General features: G+C 66.8%; 14 protein-coding genes. 7 read left to right on the plus strand and 7 right to left on the minus strand.

Annotated features, from left to right (window positions below; all coding sequences use genetic code 11):
• Window positions 1-11: 11 nt before the first annotated feature.
• Window positions 12-2282 carry a TonB-dependent hemoglobin/transferrin/lactoferrin family receptor gene (locus CA833_RS22560; RefSeq protein ID WP_207080255.1) on the minus strand — a complete coding sequence of 757 codons (2271 nt, stop codon included), beginning with the start codon at window positions 2280-2282 and terminating at the stop codon, window positions 12-14.
• Between the two features lie 320 nt (window positions 2283-2602).
• On the opposite strand from CA833_RS22560, the gene CA833_RS22565 reads away from it, so the two are divergent.
• On the plus strand, window positions 2603-3409 hold the full coding sequence (locus CA833_RS22565; protein WP_207080256.1) for a DUF4198 domain-containing protein: 807 nt from the start codon (window positions 2603-2605) through the stop codon (window positions 3407-3409).
• Entirely contained in the window at window positions 3406-3867 is a 462-nt protein-coding gene (locus tag CA833_RS22570; RefSeq protein ID WP_207080257.1) for an EF-hand domain-containing protein, read from the plus strand. The genes CA833_RS22565 and CA833_RS22570 overlap by 4 nt, the downstream gene beginning before the upstream one ends.
• A 74-nt stretch (window positions 3868-3941) precedes the next feature.
• Here CA833_RS22570 and CA833_RS22575 read toward each other — a convergent pair whose 3' ends face one another.
• On the minus strand, window positions 3942-6326 hold the full coding sequence (locus CA833_RS22575; protein WP_370584588.1) for a TonB-dependent receptor plug domain-containing protein: 2385 nt from the start codon (window positions 6324-6326) through the stop codon (window positions 3942-3944).
• 344 nt (window positions 6327-6670) lie between these two features.
• Entirely contained in the window at window positions 6671-8239 is a 1569-nt protein-coding gene (locus tag CA833_RS22580) for an EAL domain-containing protein (RefSeq protein ID WP_207080258.1), read from the minus strand.
• Window positions 8240-8470: 231 nt separating this feature from the next.
• Between CA833_RS22580 and CA833_RS22585 the strand changes: the two genes are divergently transcribed.
• Window positions 8471-8986 (plus strand): GNAT family N-acetyltransferase, encoded by a 516-nt coding sequence (locus CA833_RS22585; RefSeq protein ID WP_207080259.1) that lies wholly within the window; start codon window positions 8471-8473, stop codon window positions 8984-8986.
• Between the two features lie 48 nt (window positions 8987-9034).
• Here the strand turns inward: CA833_RS22585 and CA833_RS22590 are convergent, their stop codons facing one another.
• The 3 genes from CA833_RS22590 to CA833_RS22600 all read right to left on the minus strand — a co-directional run bounded on the left by CA833_RS22590 (window position 9035) and on the right by CA833_RS22600 (window position 12048).
• A complete protein-coding gene (locus CA833_RS22590) occupies window positions 9035-10066 on the minus strand; it encodes a dipeptide epimerase (RefSeq protein WP_207080260.1) in 1032 nt (343 codons plus the stop codon).
• Complete coding sequence (locus tag CA833_RS22595; protein ID WP_207080261.1) at window positions 10063-11073, minus strand: DUF1611 domain-containing protein; 1011 nt, start codon at window positions 11071-11073, stop codon at window positions 10063-10065. Before CA833_RS22595 ends, CA833_RS22590 begins: the two co-directional genes overlap by 4 nt.
• 87 nt (window positions 11074-11160) lie before the next feature.
• On the minus strand, window positions 11161-12048 hold the full coding sequence (locus tag CA833_RS22600; protein ID WP_207080262.1) for a LysR family transcriptional regulator: 888 nt from the start codon (window positions 12046-12048) through the stop codon (window positions 11161-11163).
• A gap of 153 nt (window positions 12049-12201) precedes the next feature.
• On the opposite strand from CA833_RS22600, the gene pip reads away from it, so the two are divergent.
• A complete protein-coding gene (gene pip / locus CA833_RS22605) occupies window positions 12202-13152 on the plus strand; it encodes a prolyl aminopeptidase (protein ID WP_207080263.1) in 951 nt (316 codons plus the stop codon).
• Here pip and CA833_RS22610 read toward each other — a convergent pair.
• Window positions 13134-14057, minus strand: a complete 924-nt coding sequence (locus CA833_RS22610; protein WP_207080264.1) for a LysR family transcriptional regulator — start codon at window positions 14055-14057, stop codon at window positions 13134-13136. The genes pip and CA833_RS22610 overlap by 19 nt on opposite strands.
• A gap of 137 nt (window positions 14058-14194) precedes the next feature.
• Here CA833_RS22610 and CA833_RS22615 point away from each other — a divergent pair, with 137 nt between their 5' ends.
• The 3 genes from CA833_RS22615 to CA833_RS22625 are packed head-to-tail and all read left to right on the plus strand — an operon-like array spanning window position 14195 to window position 16687.
• A complete protein-coding gene (locus CA833_RS22615; protein ID WP_207080265.1) occupies window positions 14195-15310 on the plus strand; it encodes an FAD-dependent oxidoreductase in 1116 nt (371 codons plus the stop codon).
• 25 nt (window positions 15311-15335) lie between these two features.
• Complete coding sequence (locus CA833_RS22620) at window positions 15336-16238, plus strand: VOC family protein (protein WP_207080266.1); 903 nt, start codon at window positions 15336-15338, stop codon at window positions 16236-16238.
• Complete coding sequence (locus CA833_RS22625; protein WP_242526425.1) at window positions 16235-16687, plus strand: nuclear transport factor 2 family protein; 453 nt, start codon at window positions 16235-16237, stop codon at window positions 16685-16687. The genes CA833_RS22620 and CA833_RS22625 overlap by 4 nt, the downstream gene beginning before the upstream one ends.
• Window positions 16688-16692: the final 5 nt, after the last annotated feature.

Genomic DNA, 16692 nt, shown 5'->3' on the forward strand with positions numbered 1-16692 from the left:
TCGGGGCGGGGTCAGAACGAGATCAGCGCGGTCGCCTTCACGGTGCGGCCGGGCTGCGAGTAGAACAGCTGCGGGATGCTGCCGCTGTCGGGCAGGTCGAGCGCGTTGAAGTAGGTCTTGTCGAGCAGGTTGTAGACGCCGACCTGGAGCCGCAGGCCCTTGGCAAAGGCGGGCTGGATCCAGGCGCTGGCATCGATGATGCCGTAGCTCGGCGTCTTGTTGAGGTCCGACGCGGGGTTCTCGACCTTGTTGCGCGATCCGGCGACCGTTCCCGAAAGGTCGAGGCCGAAGGTGTCGTGCGTATAGCCAAGACCCAGCACCGCCCGCAGCGGCGGGATGGAGTTCAGGTGGTAGTCGTCCTCGGTGTTCTTGCCGTTCGTATAGGCCAGCGAGGCCCAGGTCCGCCAATGCTTCGAGAATTCCCAGTTGCCGCTCGCCTCGATGCCGTAGATGCGCACGCGATCGAGGTTCATGTACTTGAACACACCGAAGGGATAGCTGCCAGACAGGCCGGCGGCGGCCGCCGTGGTCGTCACGGTGTCGATGAAGTTGTGGTACGTGTTGCGATAGTAGGCCACGCGCAGACCCCGGCGGGCATCGCCGTAGTGGACGCCGAATTCGTAACCCTTGCTGGTTTCGGGCTTGAGTTCCGGCGTGCCGACGCTGACGTAGCTGCCGGTGCCGCCATAGGTGAGGTACAGTTCGGTCGCGGAAGGCGCGCGGAAGGCCTGCGCGTACTGGCCGTAGAGCGTCAGCCCGGAAAGCACTTCGGCCTCGACCAGCACCTTGGGTGACCAGTGGTGGTCCGAGGACCTGGCGGGCAGCCCTTCGTAGGCGGCATTCTCGGTATAGCTGGGCGTATCCTGCGGCGAACGCCGATAATAGTCGTAGCGGATGCCCGGGGTCACGTGCAGCCACGGCGCCGCGCCGACGCCGATGCGGTCCTGGAGGACGAGGCCGAGATCGGTGCCGTGCACGGTCGGCATGTCCGACTGGTTCACGTGCAGGAACGAGCAGGAATAGATCGCGGCGGTACAGTTGTCCTGCCCGGCGGCGTACTGGCTGGTATTGGTGCGATAGGCCTCTCCCGCGAGCGTGACCGCATGCGAGAACGGGCCGGTCTGGAAGTCGGTGGTGATCGCGCCGCTCAGGCCGTACATCTCGACCTCCAGGTCGCTGTCGCGGATGTACGTGCCGATGGGCGCGGTCAGGCGCTCGCCGGCGGTGTAGGTTTCGAGGTTGCTGCGCTGCCAGTAGCCGGTCAGGTGCGCCTCGCGGATCGCGCCGCCGTCGCCCTGGTAGTCGTAGCTGCCCGAGATGCGCTTGCGCTTGGTCTTGTTCTGGGTGTTGTAGGCGGAATAGGTGGAGCCGACCGAGGTCAGCGTGTTCTCGTCATAGTCGCGCGAGAAGATCTCACCGGTCAGGCCAAGGCGGTGTCCGCCGGGCAGGTACTGGTGCAGCTTCACCAGCAGGTTGAGCTGGTCGTAGCTGGCGGGATTGGCATCGGTGCGGGTCGATCCGGTGCCGCCGGTATTGCCCTGGTTCCTGGTCTCGTTGCCGTTCTGGTAGCCGCCCTGGATCAGCAGCAGGGTATCCTTGCTGCGCACGGCGGCGGCCTGGTTGATGTAGGCACTGTCGCTGGCGCTGTCATACGTGACCTTGCCAAGGCCTGCCTGGACCTTGCCGTCCACCAGCAGGTCCTCGGGATCGAGCGTGCGCAGCGCCAGCGTGCCGGCCAGGGCGCCGGTGCCGAAGAAGCTGGAATCGGCGCTCTTCACCACGTCGATGGCGGTCAGCGCGTTGAAGTCGAACAAGGCGACGCCGCCCTGCACGCCGCGCGCGCCGTCGTTGAGCCAGGGGGTGCGGATGCCGTCGATGGTGGTGAGCACGCGGTTGGCGTCGAGGCCGCGAATGTTGATCGACTGGTTCTGCGGGTTGAAGTTTACCCCGGCATCGACGCGGCGGGCATAGTCCGAGAGGCTGTCGACCATGCGTTCGCGCAGGGTCTCGGCGGTTGTCGTGGTCGTGAGCACGCGGGGCTTGCCGCTGGCGCTGCGCTCGGCATCGGCGGTGTCTTCGGCCTTGGCCCTGACCGGGAACGAGCCGAGGCGGACGGTATCGTCCGGGCTGTCCACGGCCTGCGCCAGCGCCGGAGCGCCGGGGAGCAGAAGCATCAACGCGGCGGCCGAGGCCATGCCCCCGCCAATGCCCCTGCTGGTGCCCCCGCTGGTGCCACGGCCAATGCCGATCCTGCTCGTACCTGTCAGCAGCGCGGTAATCATGTTCTGGACCCTTTCACGAATGAGAAGCAATAGCAATAGATGGACGTGATCGTGCCCAGTCTCGGGCACGCCCCGGTGGCCGACATGCCGAGTGCAGGCCGGGCGCAGGCTCGGGCGCAGGCCGGGCACAGGCTGGGCACAGGCCGCGCACACGGCGGGCGAACGGCGAGCCAAGCGAGGCGCATGGCGGGCGAGGGCAAGGCATCCGTCCGATGCCCCTGATTCGCTCCTCTATCTTAATGCTATTGATTCGCAATAGAATTTGTGGGACCAGCGCGACACGAACTTTCGCAGCCTGCTTCCAGAGGGAAGGACATTACATGAAACAACAAGCCCGCTACCGGTCGGCTCTGGCGTGCGCCGCGCTGGCCGCCGCCTTCACGGCCCCGCCGGCCCTGGCGCATTCACCCTATCTGCTGCCGAACGGTTTCACGCTCGCCGCGCAGGACCATGTCAGCGTCGAGGCCGCGTTCAGCGAGCATGTCTTCGTGCCCGCCATCGCCATGCAGTCCGACCTGTTCCACGTCGTCGCCCCCGATGGCGCCGGCACCGCGCTGAAACCGGTCGTGCTGCGCGACCTCACGATACTGGAAGTGCCGACCCCGATGCAGGGCACCTATCGCATCAGCAGCGGCGCGCGCATGGGCCGGGTCGCCAAGGCGGCGCTGATCGACGGGGTCTGGGAATTCATCGATCCGCGCCGCCCGCTGCCTGCCGGGGTCGCGCCGGTGGACATGCAGAGCGTGACCAGGGCCGAGGCCTACGTCACCCGCGGCGCGCCGACGGCCGCCGCGCTCACGCCGACCGGCAAGGGCCTTGAATACCGTGCGATCACCCATCCCGACGCGATCCGGGCGGGCAAGCCTGCCGAATTCCAGTTGCTGTTCGATGGCAAGCCGCTCGCCGGGGCCGATGTCGAAGTGGAAGAGGCGCAGGCTGGAGACGGTGAGAATGTGCGCCTGCCGCTGATCGTCAGCGATGCGCAGGGCCGCTTTGCCATCACCGCGCCGCGGGCCGGGCTCTACTTCGCCATGACCCGCCACCGGGTGGCCGCGAGCGGCGCCGATCCGGCGCGCAGCTACACGTACGCGCTCAGCTATTCCGTCACCGAGGGAGAACGACCATGACCCAGACCTTCCTGCGCCGCGCCTTTTGCCTTTGCGCGGCGCTGCTACTGCCCTGCGCGGCCCATGCCGCCTCGCACGACCTGGCTACCTTCATCCGCGAGCAGGATCTCGACGGGGACGGCAAGGTCAGCAAGGACGAGTTCCAGCGCGGCCGCGACGCCGAATTCGCGCGGATGGACCGCAACCGCGACGGTGTCCTCTCGCACGACGAATATGTCGGCGACTACCGCGAACGGCTGGAGCGCGAACTGCTCGAACGTCCCGAAGCCGAGCGCGCGGACTTGCGCAGCCGACAGCTTCGCCAGGCCGATGTGCGCTTCCGGATCCTCGACAGCGATCACGGCGGCGGCATCTCGACCGCCGAATTCGCGGCGAGCGGCTGGGCCATGTTCCTGCGCCACGACACCGACCACGACGGCTGGGTCTCCATGGCGGACGTGCCCGCCCCTGCGGACTGATACCGTTCAGGGGCCTGAATTCCTTGGGGGGAAGCCGCGGCGAGGTGGGGGCACCGCGCCGCGGCAATTCCCGCTTACCAGTTGAAGCCGGCGCGGACGTAGAGATAGCGTCCGTTGAAGCCGAAGGGCGAGTAGTACGGGAAGCCCAGCACGCCGGTCGAGTTCAGCGCGGCGGGCACCTTGTGCGGGTAGACGTCGAACAGGTTGCTTGCGCCGATCGCCACTTGCGCGCCCTTGGCGGGCTGATAGCGCAGTTCCAGGTCGGTGATCGTGTGGGCGCCGGTGTTGTAGTCGTTCGCCGCCGTGGTTCCGGCCTGCAGCACGTCGCCGTAGTAGGTCGCCCGCAGCGTCGCGCCCAGCGGGCCGTTAGACCAGTCCACCGATCCCGTCACCTTCTCGCCGGGGGTGCCCTGCTCGATGGTCAGGATGCGGCTGCGGGCAAACAGCGTCGGCGCCGGATCGAGCACCGAGGTAGAGGTCGGCACCTTGGTCACCTTGACGTCGTTGACGTTGCCCGCGAGCGTCAGGTCGAAGGTGTTCTCCCCCGCATGCAGGCGGTAGTGGGCCACCGCGTCGATGCCCTTGGTGGTCGAGGCGAGGCCGTTGATGAAGAAGCGTGCCGCCGAGACGTTGAAGGGCGCCAGCAGGTCGGCCACTTGCGAACTGAAGCTGGCCTGGATGTTCTCCGAAAGGCCGAGCTGGTCGCGCAGGTGGATACGGTAGCCGTCGACGGTCAGGTCGAAGCCGCCGCTGCGCACGACAAAGCCCGCCGAAAGGTTGGTGGACTTTTCGGGCTGGAGCTTCTTGCCGCCCAGCGCCACGGCGACGTCGCTGGTCGAGGGATAAGTGCCGGTCAGGATCGGCACGCCGTTCTGCACCACCGAGGAGACCGAGGTGAAGTACTGCTGCTGGAGCGAGGGGGCGCGGAAGCCGGTGGAGGCAGTGCCGCGGACCGCGAAGGCCGGGCTGAAGTCGTAGCGCAGCGAGAGCTTGCCGGTCCCGGTCGAGCCGAAATCGGAATAATGCTCGCCGCGCCCGGCCAGGCCGACCAGCAGCTTGTCGGTCACTTGCGCCTCGAGATCGAGATAGATGCTCTGGTTGCCGCGATGCTTGCTCACTTCGTTGAGCGGCGAGAAGCCGAGGAAGCCCTGCGCACCCGGCGCCGCGCCTGCCACCGGATTGTCGGCATAATCGTAGGAGGCAGGCTCGCCCGCCTTGATCTCATACCCCTCGCGGCGCCCCTCCACGCCGAAGGCGAGGTTGAGCGACTGGAACACATCGAACTTGCGCGATACGTCCACGCCGCCGACCAGTTGGTCGTAGATCAGCGCGCCGTCGTAGAAGTCGGTCCGGGATTCGTTGCCGTAGCTGTAGTTGGCGGTATCGAGCGTGCGGAAATCGATCCGGTTGCGGCCGTAGCTGACGTTTACGTCGACGTTCCAGTCGCCGAGGTCGCCTTTCAGGCCCAGCGCCGAATTGAGGTCCTTCGAGCGGGTGTTGATGAGCGGCAGGAAGCCATCCGGGTAGAGTTCGGACACGGCGGTGGCGGCAGAGGGCAGGCGCGGGAAGGCCGCGCTTTCGCTTTCGCGGTGCTGGTAGCCCAGCCAGCCGTAAAGCTGCCAGTTGTCGCCCACCGAGGTGCCGGCATTGGCCCAGAGGCTGTACTGCTCGACGGCGGGGTCACCGAAGCGGCCGGTCACCCGCGAAGGGGTGACGCGCGGGTCGAAGTCGGCGCGGTTGGTGGCGTCGCGGTTCACGTATTCGCCGGAAACGGTCAGGTAGCCGTCCTCGCCGAAGCCGAAGCCCTGCCAGGCCGAGGCGGTGATCGCGCGTTCGCCGGTCACGCTGCGGCTGCCGCGCGCGGTGTCCACGTCGGTATCGTAGAGGCCATAGGTCACGCTGGCGCCGCCGCCGCTGCGTGCCTTGCGCAGGCGCAAGTTGACGACACCGGCGATGGCGTCCGAACCGTATTGGGCGGAAGCGCCGTCGCGCAGTACCTCGATGGTCTCCAGCGCCACGGTCGGCACGGTGTTGAGGTCGACCGCGGCCGAGCCGCGCCCGACGGCGCCATTGGTGTTGAGCAGTGCGGCGGAATGGCCGCGCACGCCGTTGATCAGCACCAGCGTGGCGTCGGGCGAGAGGCCGCGCAGGGTGGCGGGGCGGATCGCGTCGGTGCCGTCGACGGCCGAGGGGCGGGGGAAATCGATGGACGGGGCGACGGCGGCGAGCGCGCTTCCGAGTTCGGTGGTGCCTTGCTGGCGCAGGCTGTTCGCGCTCAGCACATCGACCGGCGAGGCGCTGTCGAGCCGCGAGCGTCCTTCGGCGCGGGTGCCGGTGACGATGATGTCGGCGCCGGGTTCGGCGGCGTCGCCGCTCTCGGTCGCGGTCTGGGCCAGCGCGGGGAATGGCGCCCAGACGAGGGCTGCCCCCAGCGAGAGGCGGGTCAGGCTGATTTTCACGAAAAACTCCCTGTGGTCACGTTTGCGGGCCGGAAGGGGGGATTCCCGGCCGCGGGTACGGTGGGCTGCGTTGTCGCATGCCCTGTTGGACGGGAACGCCGGACGAAAACGCGCGGAAGGCGGCGTCCCGAACCGTTGACGCTGACTGGCGAGTGCTCGATTCGCAGCATTTGCCAGTCAGGCGAATTCCCCGATGACGGGAAAGTCGCGCCAGTATCCCCTCGCGCTTTGTCGACCTATTTGATTGACATTATGCCGTCAAGGCGGGGAAGCGCCTGCGGGACATAGGAAATCTAGGATAAGCCTTAGCCGTACTTCGCAGGCGGCCCGGGCGGCGCGCATTTTCACGCCGCTGCCTTGTTCGTGCGATTATGAAACGCCACGAAATCGTCTGCTGGCAGCGCCTTCGAGTACAGCCATCCCTGGGCAAACTCGACGCCGGCATCCTTCAGGTACGCTTGCTGTGCCTCGGTCTCGACGCCTTCTGCCACGATCTTGAAATTGAGGCTGTGACCCATTTCAATGATGTGCGGAATGACCAGGCTCGTTGCCGCCTGCTTGCCGATCGCACTGATGAACGATTTATCGATCTTGAGCGTGTCGAGCGGCAACGTCTCCAGCAATGACAGACTGGAATAGCCGGTGCCGAAGTCGTCAATCGCGATGACATGGCCTGCCGCGCGGGCGCGTTCGATGGTGGCACGGGCCGCGGCGGCGTTCATGAAGCCGCGTTCGGTTGCCTCGAGCCAGATCTGTTCGCTCGCCACGTCGGCGTCAGCCAGTGATTTCGCCAGCACGGCCAGGAAACGCCCGCTTTGCATGTCGGCGGAGGAGATGTTGACGGCAATGTGAATGCCCCCATACTCGCCCCCGCATTCACCTTTCCAGCGCGCAAGATCGGCAGCGACGCACTCGATCGCATGGTCGGTGAGCGCCTCGATCAGGCCGGTTTCCTCGGCCAGTGGGATGAATATTTCCGGAGATATGGAAGTCCCGTCCGGCCGGTTCCACCGCATCAGGGCTTCGGCGCCGACGCATCGGCCGGTCGATAGCTCGATGATGGGTTGGTAGAGGGTGATGAACTCGCGGTTTTTCACCGCGATTGCCAGTTCCTTGTGCGGTGAAAGGCGCTGACGTAATGCCCAGAGGACAAGCGCCACGAGAAGCGCCGAAGTGACGAGCCCGAGCGGGACGAGATACCACAACTCCTTCTGGGCGCGTGTTTCCGCAAGCGTATGATCGCTTATCGCAAATGCCCGCAGCTTTCCCTCATCGATCGAGGCGAACATGAACTGGCCCTGTCGCCCCGCCCCCTTGCGGTTGGCCACGCGCTCAAGGAGGTCTGTCGGCACCGGGCCGCTGACGGAAATAACCCGGCCATCGATCGAGGCGATTCCCAGCGTCATGGCGGTGTCGGTCAACACATCGATCATGCGCGCGGGATGCATGAGCGCATTGTAATTTCCATGGCTTAGCGCATTCATGGCGATGCCGCCGGAGAGCCGTGCCGGCATTTTCAGGAACAAGCCGAAGCCATCGTCCAACTGCAGGTCGGGCTTGCCCATCGCGATCGGTTGATCCACGCGGCCCCAACTCGTGCAGGCGAGACGCCCGTTCATGAAAAAGCCGATTTCTTCGACAGAGCGTGTCGCAAGGGTAAGCCGGCGCATGCGTGCGATGTGCGCCGGGGAGCAATCGGAAAACCCTTCCCGTTCGAGCTGCCTGATGGCGTCGCGGGCGAAGTCGAGACTTCGATCGGTACGCTTGAGGGTCCACCCGGCATATTCCTCAAGGTGGCGTTTTTCGGATTCGGCAGCGCTATGCCGCGCGTAGATGGCGATGCCTGCCAGTGGCGTGACTGCCGCCAGCACGGCGAGCAAAGAGGCAATGGCGGCAATCTTGCGGCGGCTCATGCAAATCCCACATGGATGCGTTCTTGCCCGCGTTTGCAGGCTGTCGGAAGATCTCTATCTTGAGATAGGGCGCGGATGGGCGGCAAGCCCGATTTCAACAACAAATTCAATCGCAAAGCAGCATGGGGCGATGCTGCGCGACCACCTTGAGGATACCGCGAACAGGCTGTCTGGTGGAGGAGCGGGGAATTCGCTTTTCGCGAACATCCAAACGGCCTAGCGCCAGGAACCATGAGCAAGCCCGTGATCCGTCCTTTCGTGCCCGCCGACGAGCAGGGAGTCCTCGACGTGATCCTGCCGATCCAGCAGCAGGAATTCGGCGTGGCGATAACCGCCGAGGACCAGCCCGACTTGCGCGCGATCCCCAGTTGGTACCAGACCGGACGGGGCGCCTTTCTCGTCGCCGAGCATGAGGGCCGGATCGTCGGCACCATCGCGATGAAGGACATCGGCGATCTCGGATCCGGCACGGATCGCAAGGGCGGCGGCGCCTTGCGCAAGATGTTCGTGGCGGCGGACTATCGCGGGCGGGAACGGGGCGTGGCCACCGCCTTGCTGCACAGCCTGCTGGATGCCTCGCGGGCGAAAGGGATCGGCACGGTCTACCTCGGCACGACCGACCGGTTCCTCGCCGCGCACCGCTTCTACGAGCGCAGCGGCTTCCGGCCGGTCGCGGCGGAAGACCTGCCGGAGCGTTTCCCGCGCATGGCGGTGGATACGCGCTTTTATGCCATCGATCTGGGGTGAGGGGCTGGTGCCGCGAAATTCGCTTGTCGCGAATGTGCAGACGGTCTCTTAGGGCTGACCCCAGCCGAACGTCCCCGAAGCGGTCAGCAAGCCGTCCTGCACGGTAAATCCACCCGGCAGATCGCGCGCCAGCCAGAGCGGGCCGTCCAGGTCGACAAAGCGGCTCATCGCGGCGAGCGGCCAGGCGGCGGCGACCGAGAGGGACGAGCAGAGCATGCAGCCGGTCATCACCCCCATGCCGGCGCGGCGCGCGGCATCGGCGAGGGCGAGTGCGCCGGTGAGGCCGCCGGACTTGTCGAGCTTGATCGTCACATAGGCGTAGCGGCTGCGCAGGCGGGCAACGTCAGCGGCGACGTGGGCGGATTCGTCGGCGGAGAGCGGGACCGGAGAATCGAAGCCTTCCAGCGCGTCGTCCGCCCCGGCGGGCAGCGGCTGCTCCAGCAGTTCGAGCCGTGCCTGTGCCAGTGCCGGCAGGACCCGTTCGAGCAGGGCCATGTTCCAGCTCTCGTTGGCATCGGCGATCAGCACCGCGTGGGGCACGGCGGCGCGGATCGCGGAGACGCGCTCGGCCACGTCGTGGGCATCGAGCTTGATCTTGAGCAGGGGGCCATTGCCCTTGCTTCCGCCTTCGTTGCCATCTCCCGCGCCATGCTCGGCGGCAATCGCGGCGGCGCGGGCGGCCATCGCCTCGGGACGGTCGATGCCGACGGTGACGGCGGTGCGCAGCGCAAGGGGGAAAGCGCCGAAATGCGCCGAGACCGGCACGCCGGAGCGCTTGGCCTCAAGATCCCACAGCGCGCTGTCGATGGCGTTGCGCGCCGCACCGGGCGGCACCGCGCCGAGCAGGGCGGTCCGGTCGATGCCGCCTTCGACCAGCGGGGCGAGGGCGGCGATCTGCTCGACAATATCGGGGGCGAATTCGCCGTAGCGGCCATTGGGGGCACCTTCACCCCGGCCGACGTGCCCGTCCTGCTCGATGGTCACGTGAACCAGGTCGATCGCCTCACGCGTGCCCCTCGCGATGGCGAAGGGCCGCGCGAGGGGGTGGTGCGCGATCGAGGCCGAAACGCGGCGGATCACGCCGGGAAGCGGGCGATCAGGCGGTCGATCACGGCATCCATGCCGGTGACGACCGGATCGACGCAGGGCAGGCCGGTCTCGGCGGTGATCCGCGCGCGCAGGTCCTCGGCGGCAGCGGCGTCGAGCAGCGAGCCGTTGATCGACACGCCGATGAACTCGGCATCGGGGCTGGTCAGCCGGGCGCTGCGCAGGTTCTCCTCGATGCAGGCGGCAATGCCGGGCACCTGCATGTGCGGCAATCCGCGCATGTGCGGGCGCGAGGGATCGTGGCACATCACCATGGCCTGCGGCTGGGCGCCGTGGAGCAGGCCGAGCGAGACGCCCGCGAAGGAGGGATTGAACAGCGAACCCTGCCCCTCGATCACGTCCCAGACGTCGTCTTCCCGCGCGGGCGAAAGTGCTTCGGCGGCGCCCGCGATGAAGTCGGCGATCACGCTGTCGATGACCACGCCCTCACCGGCGATCAGCACGCCGGTCTGGCCGGTGGCGCGGAAGCGGGCGGGCAGGCCGCGGGCGTTGAGGGCATCGGCGAGGTGGATCGAGGTGTACATCTTGCCGACCGCACAATCGGTGCCCACGGTCAGGATGCGGCGGCCCGGACGCGCGGCACCGGTGCCGACCTTGAGGCCTTCGGGGGCGGCGCGCACGTCGATCAGCTGGCGGCCCAGTGCCTCGGCCCGTTCGCGGATGCGCGGCTCGGTGGCAAGGTGCTGGTGCAGGCCCGAGACGATGTCGAGCCCGGCGTCGAGCGCGGCGAGCACATGGGGGATCATCGCTTCCTCGAGCCGGCCGCCGCTGGTGGCGATGCCGAGGACAAGCGAGCGGGCACCGGCGGCGGCGGCCTCCACGGCGGTCATGCGCGGCAGGCCGAGGGTCAGGGTGTTGTCCGCCTCGCCGAGTTCGCCGATGCAGTCCGCCCGGCGGAACGTGGCCAGCCCGCGCGAGGTCTTGATGTCGAGCGGGTTACGCTTGTCGCCGATGTAGAGGAGGAAGGGGCCGGGGATCATGGAGAGTGCTTTCCGTCTTGGTGTGACGGGGCCCTAGCACGGCTGGACGCCGGGTAGGCATCGCAATTCCGCGCCCATCCATAATCGTTACTTATGGACCTGCAAGCGATCGCGCAGAAAATCGAGGAAGTCGAGTGCAAGCTGCGAGGGCGGGCGCGCCTCCAGATAGGCCGCGTGAATGGCATAGGGCTGGGGCGGGTCGAGCCTGCGCATCGCCATGCCGGGCGCCTGCATCGCCAGCGCCGTGTGCAGGTCGACAATGGTCATGCCGAGCCCCGCACGCGCCATGGCGGCCGCCACGAAAAACGTGCGCGAGGCGCCGACCGGATCGGTCTCGATCTCGCGGCGCGCCAGTTCGTCGGCCACGGCGCGCCCTTGCGGGCCGCTGTCGGCGGTGGAGATCAGCGCGCGCCCGGACAGGGCGGACAGCGGCAGCGGATCGAGCGCATCGGGCAGGTCGGCCTCGCGGAAGCAGGCGACCATCTCCCCCTCGCCGAGACGGGAACTAGCCAGCAGGGTATCGCGCGGCGGGGTATAGCAGATGACAACGTCGGTCTCGTGCGCGCGCAGCTTGGCGGCCATGTCGTCGTGGTGGATCGTGTGCAGTTCGATCGAGACGCCGGGATGGCGCGCGAGATAACCCGCCAGCGCCTCGGGCAGCAGCTCCATGCCGAGCGCGGGCAGGGTGGACAGCCGCAAGGTGGTGCCCCGGCCATGGCGCATGTTGCGCGCGGTGTCGCGCATCTGGCGGACCTTCTCCTGGATGGCGTCGGCCTGCTCGTAGAGGGCATGGGCATCGGCGGTCGGCACCAGGCGGCCGCGGGTGCGCCCGAACAGCGGGAAGCCGAGCACGCTTTCGGCATGGCGCAGCAGGCTGGTGACGGCGGGCTGCGATACGTGCAGCAACCGCGCGGCGGCGCTGACCGAGCCGGTGGTGTAGACGGCGTGGAAGACTTCGATGTGGCGCAGGTTCATGCCGGGGGTTTGCCGGATCGGGGCAAGGTATGTCCAGTGGCAGGCTTTGGGTTGCCCGGGGACCTCCAGGTGTCGTTCTGGTAGGGTTCTGTGCGGTTCGAAATGCGCGGCCGGCCCCTTTCCAATTGCCGCCAGATGGCACAGGATAAGTCTATGCTTCGTACTCTCTATCCGCCGGTCGAACCTTACGAGACCGGCATGTTCGATACCGGCGACGGTCACTCCCTCTATTACGAGCGCTGCGGCACGCCCGGCGCGAAACCGGCGGTTTTCCTGCACGGCGGGCCGGGTGGCGGCATTTCCCCGGCGCATCGCGGGCTGTTCGATCCGGCGCTCTACGACGTCCTGCTGTTTGACCAGCGCGGCTGCGGCAGGTCGGTCCCGCATGCTTCGCTCGATTCCAACACGACCTGGCATCTGGTGGAAGACATCGAGCGATTCCGGGAACTTATGGGTGCGGAAACGTGGCTGGTGTTCGGCGGCTCCTGGGGCTCGACGCTTTCGCTCGCCTATGCCCAGAAGCATCCCGAGCGGGTCAGCGAACTGGTGCTGCGCGGCATCTACATGTGCTCCAGGGCAGAGCTGGACTGGTTCTACCAGTTCGGCGTTTCGCAGATGTTCCCGGAGAAATACGAGCGTCTCGTTGCGCCGATTCCCGAGGAAGAGCGCGGCGATATCCTTCACGCGTACCACCGCCGCCTGACAACCGGCCCCGAAGCCGAGCGGATCGAGGCCGCCCGCATCTGGAGCATGTTCGAGGGCGAGACCATCACCCTGCTGCCCGATCCCGCCAACTCGGCGCAGCATGACGATGGCCGCTTCGCGCTCGCCTTCGCGCGGCTGGAGACGCATTATTTCGTCAACGATTGCTGGCTCGAACCGGACCAGTTGCTGCGCGATGCCCACAAGCTGGGTGCGATTCCCGGGACGATCGTCCATGGCCGCTACGACATGCCGTGCCCGGCACACTTTGCCTGGGCGCTGCACAAGGCCTGGCCCCAAGCGGACTTCCACCTGATCGAAGGGGCCGGCCACGCCTATTCGGAACCGGGCATTCTCGACCAGTTGATCCGCGCGACCGATCGTTACGCCGGCAAGGTCTGATCGTTTCGAGCGGCAGCGATCAGCCGGTCCTTGAACCATAGCATGCCCGCGTCGCTGGCGCGGGCGGCGTGGTACTGGATCATCTCGCGCATGGGCGGCATGGCCGGGAGAAACGCCGGAGCGGGCCGGATCGTCAGCGGCAGCAGCGGCGCGAAGACCCGCGCGAGCCGCTCGTGCATCAGGGCAAGCAATCCCGTGCCCGGCAGCAGCCAGGGTACCAGCGAGAACGAGGGTGCCGTCACCTCGATACGGCGGCGATCGTCCGAGGTGAGCATGTGCCGCTCGGCAAACGAGGGCACGCCGGTGATCCGTACCGCGACATGGCCGCAGGCGTAGTAGCGCTCTTCCGTCAGGTCCCCCAGAAATACCGGGTTTTGTGCCCAGCCGACGACGACGTGGCGTTCCTCGAACAACAGTTCGCTGGGGTGGTCGGCGATCAGGAACTGCTCGGGCGTCAGCTGGAAATCGAGCTTGCCGTCTTCCAGCAACACGCCGGTCTGGCGGGTCGGCAGGGCGATGTTGATGTCTACCCGCGGCGCCTCGGCCTTGAGGCGGGGCAGCAGCGGGCCGAGCAGCACGGTGGCGACATAGTCCGACGCGGCGATCTCGAAACGGCGATCGGAGGTCGCCGGATCGAACGCGGTCGCGCCCGAGATCAGCACGCGCAAGTTGCGCACCGCTTCCGAAACCATGGGCAGCAGCGCCAGCGCGTGAGGCGTTGCGACCATGCGCCGTCCGTGCGGCACCAGCAGCTCATCGTTGAGGGCAAGCCGCAGGCGGCCGAGCGCCGCGCTCATGGCCGATTGCGTGAGGTTCAGCCGCTGCGCCGCCCGCGTCACGTTCTGCTCCTCCAGCAGCAACTCCAGTGCGATCAGCAGGTTGAGGTCGAATTTGTCGAGGCGCATGAGGTATCGATTCTGTTTGTGATAAACGACAAAAACAAAAAATTTGATCTGTAGCAAGGGCCGGCCCATCCCGAAGCCATGACAAGTCCGGGGACGCCGGGCGTGCGGCCCACGCCGCGAGGGCGAGAGGAAGGCAGATGAAGGACCTGAACGTGCTGGTTGTCGGCGGCGGCATTGGCGGGCTTTCCGCCGCGATCGCGCTGCGGCGGGCAGGGCACGGGGTGACGGTGATCGAGCGCGATCCCACCTGGTCGGTCTATGGGGTAGGCATCATCCAGCAATCGAACGTGGTGCGGGCGATGGACCAGCTTGGCGTTCTCGATGCCTTTCTGGATGCCGCCTGCGGGTTCGATGCAGTGGAGATCTATATTCCCGACGGCACCCGCGTGGCCCGTATCCCGACGCCGACGCTGGTCGAGGGCAAGCCGTCGAACGTGGGCATCGGCCGCCGCGCCTTGCAAGCGGTGCTGGGCGGCAGCGCCCGGGAACTCGGCGCAGAGATACGTCTCGGGCTTACGGTAGAGGTGCTGGAGCAGGATGAAACGGGTGTTACCGCCCGCTTCCCGGACGGCAGCGAGGGACGATACGACATCGTCGTTGGTGCCGACGGAGTCTATTCGCAGACCCGCCGCATGGTGCTGCCCGACGCGGAAAGCCCCGAATTCACCGGCCAGTCGGTCTGGCGCTACAACTTTCCGCGCGCCGAGGGGCTCGATGCCCTTCACGTCTATAACGGCCCGACCGGCGTTGGCCTCGTGCCGATGTCGGCCGAGACGATGTACATGTACGCGACCACGCCCGAGCCCGGAAATCCGCGCTATCCGCAGGAGGGCCTCGCCGCGACGATGCGAAGCAAGCTGGCCGGAACCGCGCCCGCGATCCGCGAACTGGCCGAGGCGATCACCGAGGATGAAGGCGTCGTCTATCGTCCGCTGGAAGGCATGATGGTGCACGGGCCATGGCACAGCGGACGGGTGGTGCTGCTGGGCGATGCCGTCCACGCGACGACGCCGCATCTGGGGCAGGGCGCGGGCATGGCGATCGAGGATGCCCTCGTGCTGGCGGAGGAACTCTCCGCTTGTGACACGCCGGAACGGGCCTTCGAAGCCTATCGCGCGCGTCGCTACGAACGCTGCCGCTACATCGTCGAGGCCTCGCTGGCGATCTGCCACGGCCAGATCGGCAAGGGCCCGCCGGTCGACAATCACAAGGCCACTGCCGAGATGTTCGCGGTGGTCAGCCAGCCAATTTGACATTTTGATTCAAGGAATTGCAGCCATGAGCCGAGTGACCGAAATCCGCTATGTCGGATATGGCGTCGAGGATTTCGACGCCGAACGCGCCTTCTACACGCAGGACTGGGGATTGGAGGAAGTTGCCGCTTCCGAAGACTATGTGTGGTTCAAGACGCAGGGGCATGACGAGCATCATGTCGTCCGCCTGCACAAGTCCGCCGCCAACCATGTCGAAGTGATCGCCTTCGCCGCTGACAGCCGCGAGGATGTGGAGGCGCTCCACGGCAAGGTCGTCGCCGCGGGTTGCAAGGTGATCTTCGCGCCGCGCGACCTCGACGCGCCGGGCGGCGGTTATGGCTTCCGCTTTTTCAGCCCCGATGGGCTGCCTTTCGAGATTTCGACGGGTGTCGAACGGCTCGGCAAACGCGACATGGCGCGCTGGGAAGGCGTGCCGGCGAAGATCAGCCACATCGTCATGCACTCGCCCGATCATCAGGCGCTGGTGGCCTTCTTCACCGATGTGCTGGGCTTCAAGGTGAGCGACTGGCTGGGCGATTTCATGTGCTTCCTGCGCTGCAACGAGGCGCACCACCGCGTCGCCATCCTGCCCGGGCCGCCCTGCCTCAACCACGTGGCCTACGACATGCTCTCGGTGGACGACATGATGCGCGGCATCCACCGGCTGAAGCAGCGCGGCACCGATCTGCGCTGGGGGCCGGGGCGCCACACGGCGGGCAACAACACCTTCAGCTACTTCACGACACCTGCCGGGTTCGCGGTCGAATATACCTCGGAACTGGAAGAGGTCGATTTCGAGACGCATGAGCACAAGGTTCACATTCCCGGCCCGCAGGTCATGGACCAGTGGGGCATCGGTGTCGGCGGCCCGCAGACGATGCCGCATCCCGCGCCCGACGCGCGGCTGTTCCAGCCGGCAGACGCATGATGCGGCGCGGGCTTCGGATCGCGGCACTGGCGGCCTGTGCCCTTGCGCTGGTTTCGGCGCGCGGGCCGGACAGTCTGACCGAGCGTAATCGCGCGATCGTGACCGATTTCGCCCGCCTGTTCTACACGGAGCGCAACGTGCGCGCGGCGTTCGAGCGCTATGTCGCGGAGGACTATGTCCAGCACAACCCGGCCATCCTTGACGGGCGGGAAGCGGCGATCGCCATGCTGGAGCCTAAGTTCTCCGCGCCGGGCGCCTCGTTCGATGTGAAGCGTATCCTCGTCGATGGCGACATGGCGATGATCCACCTCCACGGCCGCCCTTCGCCGGATAATCCCGGCGGCGCGGTGGCCGATATCTACCGCCTGAAGGACGGCCGGATCGTCGAGCACTGGGACGTGCTGCAGCCGATCCAGAGGCAGACCGTCAATCCGCACCCCTATTTCTGATTACA

Source organism: Novosphingobium sp. KA1 (assembly GCF_017309955.1).
GTDB lineage: Bacteria > Pseudomonadota > Alphaproteobacteria > Sphingomonadales > Sphingomonadaceae > Novosphingobium.

What these genes read in the sequence shown, in the direction of transcription:
- CA833_RS22600 (WP_207080262.1), bottom strand. Translation starts at nt 12,048, where the DNA reads ATGAACCTGCGCCACATCGAAGTCTTCCACGCCGTCTACACCACCGGC.
- CA833_RS22595 (WP_207080261.1), bottom strand. Translation starts at nt 11,073, where the DNA reads ATGATCCCCGGCCCCTTCCTCCTCTACATCGGCGACAAGCGTAACCCG.
- CA833_RS22615 (WP_207080265.1), top strand. Translation starts at nt 14,195, where the DNA reads ATGAAGGACCTGAACGTGCTGGTTGTCGGCGGCGGCATTGGCGGGCTT.
- CA833_RS22620 (WP_207080266.1), top strand. Translation starts at nt 15,336, where the DNA reads ATGAGCCGAGTGACCGAAATCCGCTATGTCGGATATGGCGTCGAGGAT.
- CA833_RS22560 (WP_207080255.1), bottom strand. Translation starts at nt 2,282, where the DNA reads ATGATTACCGCGCTGCTGACAGGTACGAGCAGGATCGGCATTGGCCGT.
- CA833_RS22565 (WP_207080256.1), top strand. Translation starts at nt 2,603, where the DNA reads ATGAAACAACAAGCCCGCTACCGGTCGGCTCTGGCGTGCGCCGCGCTG.
- pip (WP_207080263.1), top strand. Translation starts at nt 12,202, where the DNA reads ATGCTTCGTACTCTCTATCCGCCGGTCGAACCTTACGAGACCGGCATG.
- CA833_RS22580 (WP_207080258.1), bottom strand. Translation starts at nt 8,239, where the DNA reads ATGAGCCGCCGCAAGATTGCCGCCATTGCCTCTTTGCTCGCCGTGCTG.
- CA833_RS22625 (WP_242526425.1), top strand. Translation starts at nt 16,235, where the DNA reads ATGATGCGGCGCGGGCTTCGGATCGCGGCACTGGCGGCCTGTGCCCTT.
- CA833_RS22585 (WP_207080259.1), top strand. Translation starts at nt 8,471, where the DNA reads ATGAGCAAGCCCGTGATCCGTCCTTTCGTGCCCGCCGACGAGCAGGGA.
- CA833_RS22570 (WP_207080257.1), top strand. Translation starts at nt 3,406, where the DNA reads ATGACCCAGACCTTCCTGCGCCGCGCCTTTTGCCTTTGCGCGGCGCTG.
- CA833_RS22610 (WP_207080264.1), bottom strand. Translation starts at nt 14,057, where the DNA reads ATGCGCCTCGACAAATTCGACCTCAACCTGCTGATCGCACTGGAGTTG.